The 14,517-nt window shown below is 68.5% G+C and carries 18 protein-coding genes and 2 pseudogenes; 9 read left to right on the top strand and 11 right to left on the bottom strand.

The features are described from left to right. Both SCNRRL3882_RS00975 and SCNRRL3882_RS40645 read left to right on the top strand, forming a co-directional pair. Positions 1-1,893, top strand: a complete 1,893-nt coding sequence (locus SCNRRL3882_RS00975) for an ABC transporter ATP-binding protein (protein ID WP_010047205.1) — start codon at positions 1-3, stop codon at positions 1,891-1,893. A gap of 64 nt (positions 1,894-1,957) precedes the next feature. Continuing rightward, positions 1,958-2,122 (top strand): hypothetical protein, encoded by a 165-nt coding sequence (locus SCNRRL3882_RS40645; RefSeq protein WP_158688461.1) that lies wholly within the window; start codon positions 1,958-1,960, stop codon positions 2,120-2,122. 102 nt (positions 2,123-2,224) lie between these two features. On the opposite strand, the gene SCNRRL3882_RS00970 is transcribed toward SCNRRL3882_RS40645, so the two are convergent. The 5 genes from SCNRRL3882_RS00970 to SCNRRL3882_RS42545 all read right to left on the bottom strand — a co-directional run bounded on the left by SCNRRL3882_RS00970 (position 2,225) and on the right by SCNRRL3882_RS42545 (position 6,866). Beyond that, positions 2,225-3,064, bottom strand: coding sequence for an ABC transporter permease subunit (locus tag SCNRRL3882_RS00970; RefSeq protein ID WP_010047203.1), 840 nt, complete (start codon positions 3,062-3,064; stop codon positions 2,225-2,227). Positions 3,065-3,082: 18 nt separating this feature from the next. Then, complete coding sequence (locus tag SCNRRL3882_RS00965) at positions 3,083-4,042, bottom strand: carbohydrate ABC transporter permease (protein ID WP_010047199.1); 960 nt, start codon at positions 4,040-4,042, stop codon at positions 3,083-3,085. 10 nt (positions 4,043-4,052) lie between these two features. After that, the gene (locus SCNRRL3882_RS00960) at positions 4,053-5,318 is read right to left on the bottom strand and encodes an ABC transporter substrate-binding protein (RefSeq protein ID WP_029181683.1); all 1,266 of its coding nucleotides are present in this window, start codon (positions 5,316-5,318) and stop codon (positions 4,053-4,055) included. 87 nt (positions 5,319-5,405) lie between these two features. After that, on the bottom strand, positions 5,406-6,467 hold the full coding sequence (locus SCNRRL3882_RS00955; RefSeq protein ID WP_010047195.1) for a LacI family DNA-binding transcriptional regulator: 1,062 nt from the start codon (positions 6,465-6,467) through the stop codon (positions 5,406-5,408). Positions 6,468-6,554: 87 nt separating this feature from the next. Further along, positions 6,555-6,866, bottom strand: a complete 312-nt coding sequence (locus SCNRRL3882_RS42545; RefSeq protein ID WP_418952389.1) for a hypothetical protein — start codon at positions 6,864-6,866, stop codon at positions 6,555-6,557. A 528-nt stretch (positions 6,867-7,394) separates the two neighbouring features. Here SCNRRL3882_RS42545 and SCNRRL3882_RS41525 point away from each other — a divergent pair. From SCNRRL3882_RS41525 to SCNRRL3882_RS00940, 3 genes and pseudogenes are all read left to right on the top strand, one after another. After that, the gene (locus SCNRRL3882_RS41525; protein ID WP_010047193.1) at positions 7,395-8,081 is read left to right on the top strand and encodes a hypothetical protein; all 687 of its coding nucleotides are present in this window, start codon (positions 7,395-7,397) and stop codon (positions 8,079-8,081) included. Positions 8,082-8,144: 63 nt separating this feature from the next. Further along, positions 8,145-8,284, top strand: a pseudogene (locus SCNRRL3882_RS41020) (IS5/IS1182 family transposase); the annotation flags it as partial. A gap of 343 nt (positions 8,285-8,627) precedes the next feature. Beyond that, complete coding sequence (locus SCNRRL3882_RS00940) at positions 8,628-9,086, top strand: MarR family winged helix-turn-helix transcriptional regulator (RefSeq protein ID WP_010047191.1); 459 nt, start codon at positions 8,628-8,630, stop codon at positions 9,084-9,086. Between the two features lie 17 nt (positions 9,087-9,103). Here the strand turns inward: SCNRRL3882_RS00940 and SCNRRL3882_RS00935 are convergent, their stop codons facing one another. Further along, on the bottom strand, positions 9,104-9,307 hold the full coding sequence (locus SCNRRL3882_RS00935) for a hypothetical protein (protein ID WP_158688460.1): 204 nt from the start codon (positions 9,305-9,307) through the stop codon (positions 9,104-9,106). A 284-nt stretch (positions 9,308-9,591) separates the two neighbouring features. On the opposite strand from SCNRRL3882_RS00935, the gene SCNRRL3882_RS00930 reads away from it, so the two are divergent. Next, positions 9,592-10,107, top strand: a complete 516-nt coding sequence (locus SCNRRL3882_RS00930; protein WP_010047185.1) for a MarR family winged helix-turn-helix transcriptional regulator — start codon at positions 9,592-9,594, stop codon at positions 10,105-10,107. 87 nt (positions 10,108-10,194) lie between these two features. Here SCNRRL3882_RS00930 and SCNRRL3882_RS00925 read toward each other — a convergent pair whose 3' ends face one another. The 4 genes from SCNRRL3882_RS00925 to SCNRRL3882_RS00910 form a co-directional block, all read right to left on the bottom strand. Continuing rightward, a complete protein-coding gene (locus tag SCNRRL3882_RS00925; RefSeq protein WP_010047183.1) occupies positions 10,195-10,620 on the bottom strand; it encodes a PPOX class F420-dependent oxidoreductase in 426 nt (141 codons plus the stop codon). Positions 10,621-10,698: 78 nt separating this feature from the next. Then, the gene (locus SCNRRL3882_RS00920; RefSeq protein WP_010047182.1) at positions 10,699-11,094 is read right to left on the bottom strand and encodes a nuclear transport factor 2 family protein; all 396 of its coding nucleotides are present in this window, start codon (positions 11,092-11,094) and stop codon (positions 10,699-10,701) included. Positions 11,095-11,129: 35 nt separating this feature from the next. After that, positions 11,130-11,912 (bottom strand): MBL fold metallo-hydrolase, encoded by a 783-nt coding sequence (locus SCNRRL3882_RS00915; protein WP_010047180.1) that lies wholly within the window; start codon positions 11,910-11,912, stop codon positions 11,130-11,132. A gap of 48 nt (positions 11,913-11,960) precedes the next feature. Then, entirely contained in the window at positions 11,961-12,341 is a 381-nt protein-coding gene (locus tag SCNRRL3882_RS00910) for a VOC family protein (RefSeq protein WP_010047179.1), read from the bottom strand. A gap of 283 nt (positions 12,342-12,624) precedes the next feature. Here SCNRRL3882_RS00910 and SCNRRL3882_RS00905 point away from each other — a divergent pair, with 283 nt between their 5' ends. Beyond that, on the top strand, positions 12,625-13,506 hold the full coding sequence (locus SCNRRL3882_RS00905; RefSeq protein WP_102514711.1) for an SPL family radical SAM protein: 882 nt from the start codon (positions 12,625-12,627) through the stop codon (positions 13,504-13,506). A 65-nt stretch (positions 13,507-13,571) separates the two neighbouring features. Here SCNRRL3882_RS00905 and SCNRRL3882_RS41520 read toward each other — a convergent pair. Beyond that, a pseudogene (locus SCNRRL3882_RS41520) lies at positions 13,572-13,691 on the bottom strand (winged helix-turn-helix transcriptional regulator); the annotation flags it as partial. Between SCNRRL3882_RS41520 and SCNRRL3882_RS41280 the strand changes: the two are divergent. Both SCNRRL3882_RS41280 and SCNRRL3882_RS41275 read left to right on the top strand, forming a co-directional pair. Beyond that, on the top strand, positions 13,690-13,887 hold the full coding sequence (locus SCNRRL3882_RS41280) for an NmrA family NAD(P)-binding protein (RefSeq protein ID WP_197709802.1): 198 nt from the start codon (positions 13,690-13,692) through the stop codon (positions 13,885-13,887). The pseudogene SCNRRL3882_RS41520 and the gene SCNRRL3882_RS41280 sit on opposite strands and share 2 nt — an antisense overlap. A gap of 165 nt (positions 13,888-14,052) precedes the next feature. Continuing rightward, positions 14,053-14,325: a hypothetical protein gene (locus tag SCNRRL3882_RS41275; protein ID WP_029181682.1), complete on the top strand. Its 273-nt coding sequence runs from the start codon at positions 14,053-14,055 to the stop codon at positions 14,323-14,325. Positions 14,326-14,517 lie beyond the last annotated feature (192 nt).

Raw genomic sequence — 14,517 nt, 5'->3', positions numbered from 1 at the left:
ATGAGCACGGCACCCCTCGTCGAGACGCCTCCCGGACCCGGCAGCCGCGCCGGGTCCGGTGCACATGAGGACCCGGGCGGCTTCCGGCCCGGGTACCGGGCCCTCGCAGGTCAGCTGCGTGGGCAGCGGGGGCGGATGGCCGCAGGTGTCGCCCTGGGACTCATGGGCAGCGTCATGGGCCTGGTCCAGCCTTTGGCAGCCAAGCGCGTGATGGACGACATGAGCCTGGGACAGCCCGCGGCCGGACCGGTGATTGTGCTCAGTCTGCTGGTGATTGCCGGGGCCCTCTTCGTCGGTCTGAGCCACTACGTGCTGCAATGGTCGGCTGAGTCCATCGTGTGCGCCGCCCGGTGCCGGCTGACCGACCGTCTGCTGCGACTGCGGGTGCCCGTGGTGGAGAGCACCGAGCCGGGCGATCTGATCGCCCGCGTGACCTCCGATACGGCGTTGCTGCTCCAGACCGCGCCCCAGGCGATGTCCGCGGCGGTCACCGGCACGCTGGCCACCGCGGCGACTGTCGTCATGATGGGACTGCTCGATGCCGTGCTGCTGTCCGTCACCCTCGCCGTGATCGCCTTCGTCGGCGTCATCGTTACGGTCGTGGCCCCACGCATCGGCCGCGCCACCCGGCACACACAGGAGTCGGTAGGTCACATCGGGGCCGCGCTGGAGCGGGTCTTCGGCGCTTTCCGCACGGTCAAGGCCTCGGGCGCCGAGCAGCGGGAGACGGCGGCGCTGCACCGGGCGGCCGAGGACGCCCGCCGCACCGGGGTACGCGCCGCGGCGTGGGAAGCGGTGTCGGCCACGTCGTCGGCGGTGGTCTTCCAGGTCAGCTTCCTCGTGGTGCTCGGCGTGGGAGGCACACGCGTCACCTCCGGCGCCATCAGCATCTCCACCCTCGTCGCGTTCCTCCTCTACCTCTTCACCCTGGCTCCGCGCATCGGCCAACTGGTCGAAGGCGTCGGTCAGCTCCAGGTCGGCTCGGCAGCGGCCGTCCGCATCGGGGAAGTCGAGAAGCTGGAAATCGAGAAGCTGGAAGCGGAGCAGGTGGGGGAAGGCGACACAACAGTCCACGACGGCGAGCGAACCGGCGCTGCCGAGGCGGATTCCGCCGCCCCGGACACCTCCTTGACCACGACCTCCGAACGCGCCGGATCGCCGCTCGGCGTGGCGTTCCACCGGGTGTGCTTCGTCTACCGCCCCGGATTGCCCCGCATCCACCAGGAGGTCTCCTTCTCCATTCCCGCACGCGGGCTGACCGCTTTCGTCGGCCCGTCCGGCGCGGGCAAGACCACGGTCTTCTCCCTGATCGAGCGCTTCTACGAGCCCGATTCCGGTCGCGTGCTCCTGGACGGAAGGGACGTGCAGCAATGGCCTCTGTCCCGGCTTCGCGCGTCCATCGGCTACGTCGAGCAGGACGCCCCCGTCCTCGCCGGCACCCTGCGCGACAATCTCACCCTCGGCACCGTCGAGCCCACCAGCGAGGAACTCGCCCGCATCCTGCGGCTGGCCCGCCTGGACACGGTAGCGGACCGCCTTCCCCGTGGACTGGACTCCGACGTCGGCCACCGCGGCAGCCGACTCTCCGGCGGCGAACGGCAACGCGTGGCGATCGCACGCGCCCTGTTACGCCGCCCGGGACTGCTGCTGCTCGACGAGGCCACCTCCCAGCTCGACGCGGCCAACGAGGCGGCGCTGCGCGACACCATCACCGAAACCGCCCTTGACACCACAGTGTTGGTAGTCGCTCACCGCCTGTCCACCGTGACCAGAGCGGACCGGATCGTGGTCATGGAGGCGGGACGAGTACGGGCGGTCGGCACCCATGCCCAGCTCATGACAGGTGACGCTCTCTACAGCGAACTGGCGAGCACACAATTACTCAGCCAGTAACCGCGACCCCCGCCGAGGGTGTTCCTCGACGAACTCCAGCTCATCGAGGCACACCCTCACAACGGTGTTTGCACTGATTGCTGGACGGTTTCAGGGGCTGTGTCCGCGTCGTTTTGTAGTGACTGATGCGGGCGTCATCAACGCCGTGTGCCCCGGCGTCATCGACACCCCGATGGTCGCCGACATGGGAACAGCTCTCCCCGTCGATGGTGGCTTCACCGCGCACTGATGTCCGTTCACTGACGCACGCCCTGGCGATACGCCCGCCCCTTTGAACTCGATCACTCGATCAGACCGACGACGGCGCCCCGGACGGAGAAACATAACCGCCCTACTTGACCGACCCGCCCGTGATCCCGGCGGCGATGTACTTCTGGGCGACGACGAGCAGGACCGCGGCCGGTACGGCGGAGAGCACCGCGGTCGCCATGACCGCGCCCCAGTCGCTGACATGTGCGCCGACGAACTGGTAGATGCCGAGCGTGATGGGCTTGACGTCGTCAGTGGTGTTGAGGGTGAGCGCGAACATGAAATCCGACCAGGCGAAGAGGAAGGTGAACAGTCCCGCCGTGATCAGGGCGTTGCGGCTCATGGGCAGCACGATCCGTACGAACGCGGTGAAGCGGTTCGCCCCGTCCACCATGGCGGCTTCGACGACCTCGCTCGGGATCGACACCATGAACGCCCGCAGCAGTACGACCGCGAACGGCAGACCGAGCGAGGCGTCCGCCAGGATCAGCCCCAGATAGGAGTTGACGAGGTCGAGCTGCGCATAGGCGCTGTACAGGGCGTTGGCGATGACGATGCCCGGAACCATCTGCGTGATCAGCGTCGCGAAGACGATGCCCTGCCCGCCGCGGAGTCCGAACTGGGCGAGCCCGTACGCGGCGGGCGCGGCGAGCGCGAGGCAGACGGCGACGGCGCCGAGTGCGACGCCGAGGCTGGTGAGCAGCGAGCCGCCCTGGGTGCTGATCGCCGTGTCGAAGTTCTTCAGGGACGGCGAGAGGGGGAACCACTCGGTGGCGGCGATGCTCGACTCGGGTTGAAGGGCGGTGTTGAGCATCCAGTACACAGGGAAGAGGAGCACGGCGAGGATCAGCAGCGCGGCGGCGGTGTTCCACACCGAACGAACGCGGAGAAGGTTCACCGGTCGGGTCACCGGTCGGTTCATCGGTCGGTTCATCGACGGTCACTTCCCCTTGCCGAAGTCGGCGCGGTTGGCCCGCAGGTACAGCACGGCGAAGACCGCGCTGATGAGGATCAGGACGTTGCCCACCACGGCGCCCTGGCCGAAGTCGAGCTGAAGGAAGGAGAGCTGGTACGTGACGGTGCCCAGGGTCTGGGTGGAGTCCGCGGGCCCACCCGAGGTCAGTGCCAGGATCAGGTCGAGGATCTTCACCGTCGACATGAAGCCCAGCACGAGCACGACGGTGATCACCGGTCGCAGCATCGGCAGCGTGATGCTGCGGAACGTCCGCCATGGGCCGGAGCCGTCGAGCGACGCGGCCTCGTACAGGTCGCGCGGGATCTCCTGGAGGCCGCCGTAGAGGATGACCATGTTGAACGGGATGCCGATCCAGATGTTGACCAGGACCGCCGACAGCAGTGCCACGCCGGGGCTGCTCAGCCACGGCACGCCGTCCTGCGGGACCAGGCCGACCGCGTGGAGAGCGGTGTTCAGCATGCCGTGGTCCTGGTCGAGGATGCGCCGCCAGACGACGGCGGAGACGACCATGGGCACGAGCCACGGCAGCAGCAGGATGGCGCGCACGAAGCCGGAGAGCGGGAAGCGGCGGGAGAAGAAGACGGCGAGGGCCAGGCCGACGGTGAACTGGCCGAGCAGCGAGCCGACGGTGAACAGGGCCGTGTGCCACAGGGCGTCGGTGAACAACTCGTTGGCGAAGACGGCCCGCCAGTTGTCGAAGCCGTTGAACGGGGCTTCGCCGGTGAAGTAGGTCTTCGGCGTGTAGTGCTGGAAGCTCATCACGATGTTGCGGACGAGCGGGTAGCCGAAGAAGAGCGCCATGTAGGCGAGCGCGGGAGCGACGAAGAGCCAGCGCAGCAGCTCGCGGCGCAGCGGAGCGCGGCCGGAGGCGGACTTCGTTTCAGCGGTGCCCGTGGCGGGCGCCGAGGAGGTGATGGCGGTCATGGCCGGTTCCTCACTTCCCTGTCGAAGCCTGCTGCTGGGCCCGGTGCAGGGCCTGTTCCGGACTGGTCCGGCCCGTCAGCACGGACTGGAAAGCGCCCGCGAGCGCGTCGCCGACGGCCGGCCAGCCGGTGCCGACCTTCGCGGTACGGGAGCGGGCGGTGGTGACGAGCTCGGCGAAGGCGGCGAGCTTCGGGTTCTGCTTCGCGTACGCCTGTGCGGCCTTGGCGCGGGTGGGCACGTTGTTGACCGACTCGCCCCACTGCAGCTGGTTCTCCTCGGAGTTGAGGCAGTTCAGGACCTTGCCGGCGTTCTTCTCGCGGGCCGGGTCCTCGTCGTTCTTCGGTACGGCCATGACGGTGCCGCCGATGGGCGGCACCGCCGGCTTGCCCGCCTCGGGCACCGGAATGCTCGCGACCGCCCAGTCCAGGTTCTTCTGGGCGTTGAGGACCGGCACCTGCCACGGCCCGTTGATCATCATGGCGGCGCGGCCCGCGACGAACTGGTCGTTGACGTCCTGCTGGTTCCAGTTGACGACGGACCTGGAGGCGGAACCGTCCGCGACCAGGTCCTTCCAGAGCTGGAGAGCGGCCTCGCCCCTGCCGTTGTCGATCTCGGTCTCGTCACCGCCCGCGGACCAGAAGAACGGAAGGAACTGGTAGACGCCGTCCGCGTTCGGGCTCGCGCTGAAGGCCATCCCGTACGTGTCACCCGCGGTCAGCTTCTTCGCGGCGGCCCGCAGCTCCTTCCAGGTGGTGGGCGCGGCGATGCCCGCGTCCTCGAGGAGCTCGGTGTTGTAGATCAGCGCGAGGGAGTTGACGGAACGGGCGATGCCGTACTGGGTGCCGTCGTACGAGCCGAGGGACTTCGCGCTCGCGGAGAGGCCGGAGGTGTCGACCCCGACCTCGTCGAGCGGCCGCAGGCCCTCGGTCTGCGCGAACTGGGGCAGTTCCGAGCCGTCGAGCTCCAGGATATCGGTGAGCGAGTCGGACGACGCCATCCGAAGCGCCTTGGAGGCGATCTGGTCGGCGGGCACGCTGATCTGCTCGACCTTCAAGCCGAGCGGCTTGCCGCAGCGGTCGAAGAACCGCTGGTTGGCGGTGTGTTCGGCGGTGTCGGTCGCCGAGTTGAGCACGGTGACGGTGCCCGGGTCGGGCTCCGCGGCGCAGCCGGTCAGCCATGGCGCGACGACAGCACAGGCAAGGGTGGCGGCGAGCGTGGCGGCGAGTGCGGGAACGCGTCCGCGTCTTGTTCTGATGCGTCCTGCTAACAACGGCAAGGCGGTCCTCCGTTACATGTGCGGCTCTGGACTGCGGTGTCCGACGACGGTGCGTCGCCGGCCGTGCCGTACGGGCGGTCCAAATGGTCAGCTGGGCGACGGCGGGGCGATAACGGGTCCGGCCATCCGCGGCTGGATCACGTGGTGCGGCGTGCCGGAAGGCATGCTCGAGGCAGGTGCCGCGGTGAGCTCCTGCGAAGTCGATGACCGGTCGTCGAGGCCGGGACCGATCGCGCCGATGGCGAGCCGGGTCACGGCCGTGGACATCTCCGCGACGGGCAGATCGATCCGCGGCAGATGCCGGATGCCCAGCTCGTCCGGGAGACTGCCGACGAGCACGACGGTCAGGTCGTGGGGGACCCGCAACCCGGCCGCCGCCACCACGTCCAGCAGGCGGGGGAGGAGGATCAGGTGCTGGACGACCAGCGCGGTCGGGACGGGCCGCGCGGCCAGCGCCTCGCTCAGCCGCCGCGCGAGGACGTCCGGGTCGCAGTGGGACGGGATCACGCGGACATCGGCCCCGGTCTCGACGGCCGCCCGCCGGGCGCCGGCGAGACCGTGCAGGGCATAGCCGCGGCGCGCGGCGACCTCGTGCTCGGCCGACGAGAGGAAGAGGATCCGCCGGTGTCCGGCAGCGGCGGTCTCGCGCACGGCGAGGGCGACGGCGGCATCCCAGTCCAGGTCGGTCCAGGGCAGCGCCGCGTGATCGTCGTGACCGAGCAGCGCCCCGGGGAAGCCCAGTTCGCGCAGGACCTCGACACGGGGGTCGCGGTCCTCGACGGCCATCAGCACCGCGGCGTCCGCGAGCCTGCTGCGGGCCACCCGGCGCAGCCCAGCGACACCGTCGCTGTCCGTCATCAGCAGCACGTCGTACCCGTGCACACGGGCGGCGTCGGTGACGTCGATCGCGAACCGACCGTCGACCGCCCGGTACGCCCCGGGCACACGCGGCGCGGCCAGCGCGAGCACCCGGGTCCGTGCGCTGCGCAACGTACGAGCACTCGCGCGCGGGTGGTATCCGAGCTCGTCGATCGCGACCTGCACCGCGCGTCGGGTGTCCTCGGAGATCTTGCGCGACCCGCTCAGGACGTACGACACGGTGCTCGGCGCGACGCCTGCCCGCTGGGCGACGTCCTTGATCGTGGTCATCCCCACCTCCACCAGGCCCGTCTCGGGATTCGTCGGCTCTGTCGCATCGATCGAATCGATCGAATCGATTCGACAAGCGGGGTGACCTTAAGCACGGTGGGTTGGGGAGGGCAATACCTTGAACGTGGAGCAGACCGCGGGCCGTGAACACCGATACGTTGTTGCCGCCCACGACCACCATATGGACCCGGGAGAACACTTCTCCGACGGCCCGTCATACCAGTGAGTTCGTGCCGCGAGCGGCAGCAGCGCACGCCGCATCAAGGGGAACGGGTCGCCCGGCCGCTCCCACAGGCGCACGGTCGTGTCGTCGCCGACGGTGGAGAGGAGGCGGCCGTCCGGAGAGAACGCCGCCGAGGTAGCAGATCCGCGTTCACACCTGTACCCGCCTCTGAACACCGGTCGGGCTGGCAACGCACCGCTGGAAGGGCGTGTTACCGGTGCCGAGTTGTCAGCGTGATCAGGCGGGCGCCAGCATCCCGCTGATGGAGATCACCTGCGGGCGCTGCTGGTCGGCGGGCCGGCGCGCGACGGTGGGATCGCAGGCCTGAAGCTGACGGGTGCGCGCATTTCCGGACGGCTGGACCTCAGGTACGGCACGGTCGACCACCCGTTACCGTACAGCTGCGGAGGCTGTTCGAAGTGACAGGACCGCAGGCGTGGCGTGCTCCGGATCACTGGCTGCCGCATCGCAGGGCGCTGTTTCCGAGGCAGGTCCGAACGGATGGCGACAGCGAGCCTGAACTGAACCAGGAGCGTCAAGCAGGCGCATTACCAGCGCCCAGGGGCTGACCTGTCTGAGGCCGTGTCCTACGTGGTGAGGCGGATGAGGCGTAGGAAGATCTCACAGCCACGTTCCGTGAGTGATTGTGTATATGAGTACGCACACTCATGCGGGGCGCGCGACGCCGGCCGGAGACTGCGCCCATGACACGGATCTCCGCTTCCATCAGCCCACTTGTCCGCCCCCGACGTGCCCTGACGGCAACCGCGCTCGCGACCTTGGTGCTTGCCGGCTGTGGGAGCGAGAGCCCGAGTGACGGTGGGTCTGAGAGCAAGCCGGCCAGCAGCGTCAGCGCCGCTGAGAGTGCCACATCGTCGGAGCCTGAGCAGGCGGGGTTCATGGCGATGCTGCACAAGGTTGCGCAGCCGTGTCTTGAGAGCGAGTCCGAGACCCAGACCGAGACCGAGTCAGGCCCGTCTCACAAGAGGCCAACCGGCTCGGGGAAGGAGGGGAGGGAGAGCCTCGCCCCCGGCGAGACCCCTCCGGCTGTCCCGATCGAGCCTGGCGCCCCCACGGGCCCCGAGGCGGAACTGAACGACCGAGACCGGTGCATGAGCGTCCAGCACGAACAGCGCATCGGCCAGGCGCTGCAGGCGGTTTCGGAGCCCACCCCTGCAAAGGTCAGGAAGGTCCTGAACGACCTTGGTTACATCGACGAACGCATCCACGGCCTCAGGCAGGACGGCAAGTTCACGCGCTTCTACCTGGACCTGCGCGAGAGGGGAGGCCGTCTCTGTGAGGAGGGCTTGGCGGCGGGCGTGGAAACGGACATCTCCGCGTGTGTCGCCTCCGCTGTGGGACCTTTCACGGTTGCGGGTCCAGGGGAGTAAGAGTGTGTCCTTCGTGGTGAGGCGGTCGTTGACGCCGGTACGGGGCGTAGAAGATGGAGTTGGATCGTTCCGGACGGACTGTGGGAGATCGCGAAGCCGTTGATCCTTCCACCGACGATGCGTCCGCAGGGGGCGGGACGCAGGACACGCCTGATGAGACGCTGTTCGCGGCGATCGTCGACGTGCTGGTGAGCGGTTGCTCGGCAAGCCGTCACCGGCCCCGTCACAGAGCCTGCGTGGGCCCTGAGCTGCCTTTGGCTCAGACCCCTAGGGCAGTGATGCGCCGTTCGAAGGCCCGGAGCCGCCCTTGCAGGGCATTACCGGCGTCTCCTTGGGCACGGGCATTCGGGCTTGCCGGCATGGACACAGGTCGCTGTTGAGCGGGCCAGCAGGGCGGCTGGTACTACAGCCGGTGGTCTCGCGGTGAGTGAGTAGCAACTAGGCCTTCTCGGACGACTCGACCGGTACACCCTTGACCTCAAGTCCAGTTGAGTTTCTACGGTCGATCTCGTCGGACCGACTCAGACAACGACAGGGATCCTGGCCATGGAGTACTCGCACAGCGACACCGACCTGATCAAGCAGCCCATCGGCTACTGGAGTTGGGCGGCCTACAAGGCTGTCATCGCCCGCACCCGGGCCGCCCTCGCCGGGATCGGCACCACCCAACCGCAGTGGTGGGTCCTCGCGCAGGTGGCAAGCGCCGACAACGTGAAGACCCGTGACGAAGTGTCCCGCCTCCTTCGGAACTACCTCGACGTCGGCCCGGAAACCATGGAGTCGGAGATCGATACGATCATCGCCCAGGGCTGGATCACCGAGGATGCCGAGGGGCGCCTGGGCCTCACGGCTGAGGGCAGGGCGTTCTACGACAAGGCCGCGGCCCTTCAGGACGAGCTCTGGGCGGAACGGCATGCGGGTATCTCCGACGAGGAGTACCTGACCACCCTCAAGGTGTTGCAGCGGTTCATCCACAACACGGGCGGGCGAGCTTGGCACCACTAGTGTGACGGCCGGTGGTTTCACGGTGAGTGAGTCCGTGCAGCTCGGGCTTGGTAGTGGCTGGTTCGGGCCAGGATCTGGTGGCGGGTGTGCCAGCGGTGCCGGTGCATGGCCAACCAGGTTCGCGCGGCGCGGGCGGGGGCGAGGACGAGCTTCTTCTTGTCCTGCTTGTTGAGCACGGTGGCAACGGCGGACTCGCACAGGCCGCGACGCTGGAACACCAAGCAGACTCGCCCCTCACCCCGCCACCGCTGGCCGCACGCCTGCGCCACCGCGACATCGCCGCCCAGCATCACCGTTACCGCACCACCCAGGAGGCGACCTCGTGACACCCGCGCTCGACGGGCCACGCTCGGCCCATAGCACAGGCCCTTGCCACCGACGACCGGCTGAGATCTTGGCTTCATCCCGTCCACGTCGGTACGTACACCCGGCATTCGTGGAGAGTCCCGATAGCGGTGACCTACAATTAACTGTCTATGGAAGATAATTCTTTGGAAGATGAGTAATGGCTGACGCTGACCTGAAGCTGCTGTACCGGGAGCTGGTCTCGCTGGAGATCGAGTTGTGGGGCGGCATCGAGGAGCGGTTGCGGGCGGAGTACGACCTGGCGCTGACCTCGTTCGAGGTGCTGCACCTGCTGTTGAGGTGGCCTGGGCGGCGGATCCAGGACATCGCGGAGGAGTTCTCGATCACGGTGGGCGGCACGAGCAAGGTCGTCGACCGTCTGGAGGCGGCGGGGCTGTGTGGTCGGAAGGCCAATCCGAACGACCGCCGTTCCTCGATCGTCGAGCTCACCCCTGAGGGGCGGAAGCTGGTGGACGGGGCGCTGAAGGTCTTCGAGGAGGAGCTGGAACTGCGGATCGGGTCGGTGATCCCCGAGGAGTCGGTACGCGAGGTGACCGCGGTCCTCAGTACGCTGCGGGCGGCCGGACGTGCTCTGGACGCGGAGCGCAAGGCCGCGGGGCAGCAGCCGGTTCCGGCGATGCGGGCGCCGAAGCAGCCCGGCCGGTCGGCCTCGTGAGCCGGGGCGTCTCGGGCACGCCAATGGGCGGCTGGTGCGATGCAGACGACAATGCTCGCCTGTCCCGCACCAGCCGCCCATTGCCGTTCAGTCGGCGATGCCGTTGAAGGCGATGACTTTGTCGATGTGGGCACGGACGAGGAGGTTGCCGGGGCCGCCATTGCGGGCGGCGTACTCCTGGGTGCGGTCTTTGCCCATGTAGCGGGCGCCGAGGAGGCCGCCCCAGTGCAGCATCTCGTCGGGGTGCGCGGAGGTCTCGGCGTGTCCTTGGAGGATGACGAACGCGTATGGGGGATGGTCGTCGTCGATGCAGAGGGCGAAGCGCCCGTCGCGGGCGAGGTTGCGGCCCTTGACGCCGTCCTTTTCGGTGGTGAGCACGATGTCGTCGCCGTCGAGAAGGAACCAGACCGGTGTGACGTGCGGGCTGCCGTCGGCCCGGACGGTCGACAGCTTGCCGGTGCGGGTGCCGTGCGTGACGAACGCCCGCCACTGCTCGTCAGTCATCTTCCGCATGCGATGCCTCTCACTCTGGTGGGGACCGTTCGTCATGCCCGGCGGCCGGGCTGGCCGCCGGGCATGACGAAGTGGGGTTCAGCGGTCCCAGAAGGCGTCCTCGGCGTTCTGGTCGCCGGAGAAGAGCCACATCTCGGTGATCTTGCCGTTCTGGATGCGCAGGAGATCCACGCCGTCCATGGCCAGGGACGTGTCGCCGCGGCGGCCGGTGAAATGGATGGTGGCGGCTACCAGGTCGCCGTTGCCCATCAGAGAGTGGATCTTGTCGATGGCGAAGGTGCCCCGGCTGGCCTCCATCATGCCGCCGAGCATCTGGAAGACGGCGCCCTGCCCCTTGTGCTCGCCGGAGAACTGGTTGGCACCGGGCTGGTGCCAGACGATTGCCTCGTCGAGGAGTTCGCCGAGGGTGGCCATGTCGCCGGTCTGCACGGCCTGGAAGTAGGTGCCGGCAATGTCGATGTTCGTGCTGGTCATGGTGTGTTCTCCAGAGTGTTGTGCGGGCACGGCTGCTAGCGGGCGAAGTCGAGGCATCCGGCCAGGCCGGCGTCGGCGAACGCGGTTTCGATCTCTTTTCGGCCTTCGGTGAAGTGGGCCCAGCTGTCGAAGTGGGCGGGGACGACCCGGCGGGCGCCGAGCGTCTTCGCGGCCTGGGCGCCCTGGGCGCTGTCGAGGGTGAGCAGGGCGCCGTCGAAGGCGAAGGGCATGCGGGCGCCGCCGAGGAAAAGGATCGCCGTGTCTACCGGGGCGAACCGTTCGGCGATCTCCTTGACGTGCTCCAGGGCGGCGTTGTCGCCGCTGACGTAGACCGGGGGCAGGTCGTCGGAGGTGAGCATGAAGCCGATGACGTCGCCGGTGATCGGTTCACAGCCGACCGGGCCGTGCCGGGCGGGCACGCCGGTGACGGTCACGGTGCCGGCATCGGGCCGCTTGAGCTCGGCGGTCTCCCAGACGTCCAGCCCGCGAGCATTGCCGCCCAGGCGACCGGAGCCGCTGACCGTGGTGAACACGACAGGGACTTCTGACAGACAGGCGCGGCCGGCGTGGTCGAGGTTGTCGTCGTGCTCGTCGTGGGAGAGCAGAACGGCATCGACGCGGCCCAGGTCGGCGGCGGTGACGGCGGTAGGGGCGGTCTTGACGAGCCTGTGGTCGCCCGGGAGCGGCATGGGGTACTCACCGGGCGGGTCGAAGGTGGGGTCGGTGACGAACATGAGCCCGCCGTACTCGATCACGGCGGTTGGTCCGCCGTGGACACGGACGGGGATCTGTTCGCTGGTGGCGCTGGCGCCGGGCATCGGAACCTCCAGGCGGAGTACGGGCGGGACGCGGCCCTGCAGAACCGGTCAGGGGGCAGGCGCGGAGAACACACCGAAGTGGTTGCCCGCCGTGTCCCGCAGCCGGGCGAAGGTGAAGCCCGCGGAGTCGGAGACCGGCGCCATGAGCACCTCAGCGCCCAGTCGTTCGGCGTGGGCGACGGTCGCGGCGACGTCCTGGACGACGACGTAGAAGACCGCGTAGTCGGGGAAGCGGCCTTCCGAGTCCCAGACTCCGCCGGTCGGGTGCTGGGCGCCCGGTGTCATCACCGAGTAGTAGGTGACGCCCGGGGTGTTGGTGTTGAGGACGTACTTCCAGTCGAAGAGCTCGCCGTAGAACTCCTTGACCTTCTCGGGCTGGTCGGTGCCGATCTCGAACCAGGCGACCGAGCTGACGGCGGGAACGGTCATGACACTCACTCCTCACCCCCGTAGGGCGCAGAAACACTTTGAGGCGGATTGGAATCGATGGGTGACGGCGGGTTTCCGGCGTCGACTCCGCGAGCCGACCCGGGAGTCGTGACCGCGAGCCTCGAGCTGCCACCCAGCCAACCATTTATGTTCCATGGAATCAACTTCCTAGGATTATTGTTCCAGGATGTGGGTTCGGCGGCGTCCCGCCGGCCGCCCATGGACAGCACAAGAGCCCGTCCGCCGTGGAGGCGGACGGTCAACAGCAGGAAGGAAGTCGGCCATGCAACCGGTCGAGATCGAGGCGAAGACTCTGATCCAGAAGTCGAAGACCCCGTCGAACGACTACGTCATCAACCCCTACACGGGGTGCGTGCTGGGCTGCGCGTACTGCTTCGCCTCCTTCGCGGGGCGGCAGTTCGGCCGGTCCGTCAAGGAGTGGGGCGACTACCTGTACGTGAAGAAGAACGCGGTCGAGCTCGCCCGCACAGAGCTGGCGAAGATGCCGCAGGACAAGCGGCGGGGCACGATGCTGCTCAGCTCGGTCACCGACCCCTACCAGGGCCACGAGACGAAATACCGGCTCACCCGCGGCATCCTGCGCGAACTGCAAGCGGTCGGGTACCCGGGCCTGGTGCGCATCCTGACCAAGTCGCCCGTCGTCACCCGGGACATCGACATACTTGCCGGTCTGCCGCGCGCTGAGGTCGGCATGACGGTGACCACCAGCGACGACAAGGTCAGCCGCTGGCTGGAGGTCCGCGCCCCGCTCGCCTCCCGCCGCCTGCGCACCCTGGCCCAACTCAACGAGGCCGGTGTCCGCACCTACGCCTTTGTCGGCCCGCTCCTGCCCCACTTCGCCACCCAGCCCGAGCTTCTGGACGACCTCTTCGGACAGCTCGTCGAGGCGGGAGTCGGTGAGGTGTTCATGGAGCACATCAACCTCAAGCGCTACATCCGTGAGCGCATGGACCAGGTCCTTGCCGACGAGCCCGAAGACGTCCGCGAGGCGTACCTCCAGGCGCGGACCAAGGAGCACCGCGAACAGCTCGACGCGATCGTGGCGGAGCTGCTGGACAAGCACGGACTGCGACTGCGCTTCGAAGAGGTCGTCCACCACGACGACAATGACGCCCTGCGGGCAAGGCTCGCATCCTCAGCGTGACCAGCCCTCGCCAGAGGAGTCAGCGCGTACTCGACGCGCGGCGGGATCTCGGCGTAGGTCGTACGGGTGACGATGCCGTGCCGCTCGTGTTGACGCAGCCGACCGGTCAGGGTGTGCGGGCTGATGCCGGGCAGGGCCTCGCGCAACTTGTTGAACCGGTGAGGGCCGTGGAGCAGCTCGCCCATGATCAAAGTGGCCCACGGTCCGTTGAGCAGCGTGAGGAACCGGGCGACACCTGGCGCCACCGGCGCCCAGGGCACTCCCGTCGCCGCCGCTCTCGCCGCCGCGGGCAGGCCCGTGACCGCCCTGACCCGGAACCCCGACACCGTCGTGCACGCGCGCAGCGCGTCCTGGCCGCCGGATACTCCGCCGCCGACCTGACCGACGCATACCGAGGCGCCGAGGGAGTCTTCATCCACCTGCCGGTGGCCTCGCAGGAGGACCGCCAGACTCACGCGCACAAGATCCTCACCGCCGTTCGCGAGGCCCGGCCGGACCGCGTCATGTTCTCCACCAGCGGCTTCCCCAGCGATCCCGCCATCGGCGGTGCCGCCGCGACCCTGGCCGCCGGCCTGGCCGACAGCGGCGTGTCCCACGCGGGTCATCGCGCCCGAGCTCTACCTCGAGAACCTGCTCATTCCGCGCGTCATCGGCTCGGTCCGCGAGCGCGGCGTACTGCCCTACCCGATCCGGGCCGATGTCCCCGTCTCCTGGGCCTCCCACCTGGACAGCGCCGACGCCGTCGTCGCCCTGCTCGACCGCACGGACGTCACCGGCGTGGTCTTTGTCGGCCAGTACCAGGGCGAGCGCCGCCGCTGACATCGCAGGCGCCTACCAGGCGATGAGCGCCATGCCCGGCCGCTCGATCGCGCCGGAGACCTCCGCCCAGAAGCTGCTGGGAGTCCCCCCGGACCACGAGCCAGTGGCTGGCCGACATCGGCCTCTGACCACAACCGCAGTCAGCTCCCGCCGAGTTCGCCAAGGCTCCTGGCCTTCGCCGCACCATCCCCG

Source organism: Streptomyces chartreusis NRRL 3882 (genome assembly GCF_900236475.1).
Classification (GTDB): domain Bacteria; phylum Actinomycetota; class Actinomycetes; order Streptomycetales; family Streptomycetaceae; genus Streptomyces; species Streptomyces chartreusis_D.
Note: the sequence above shows the minus strand (reverse complement) of the source record. Positions and strands in the feature narration are given on the sequence as shown.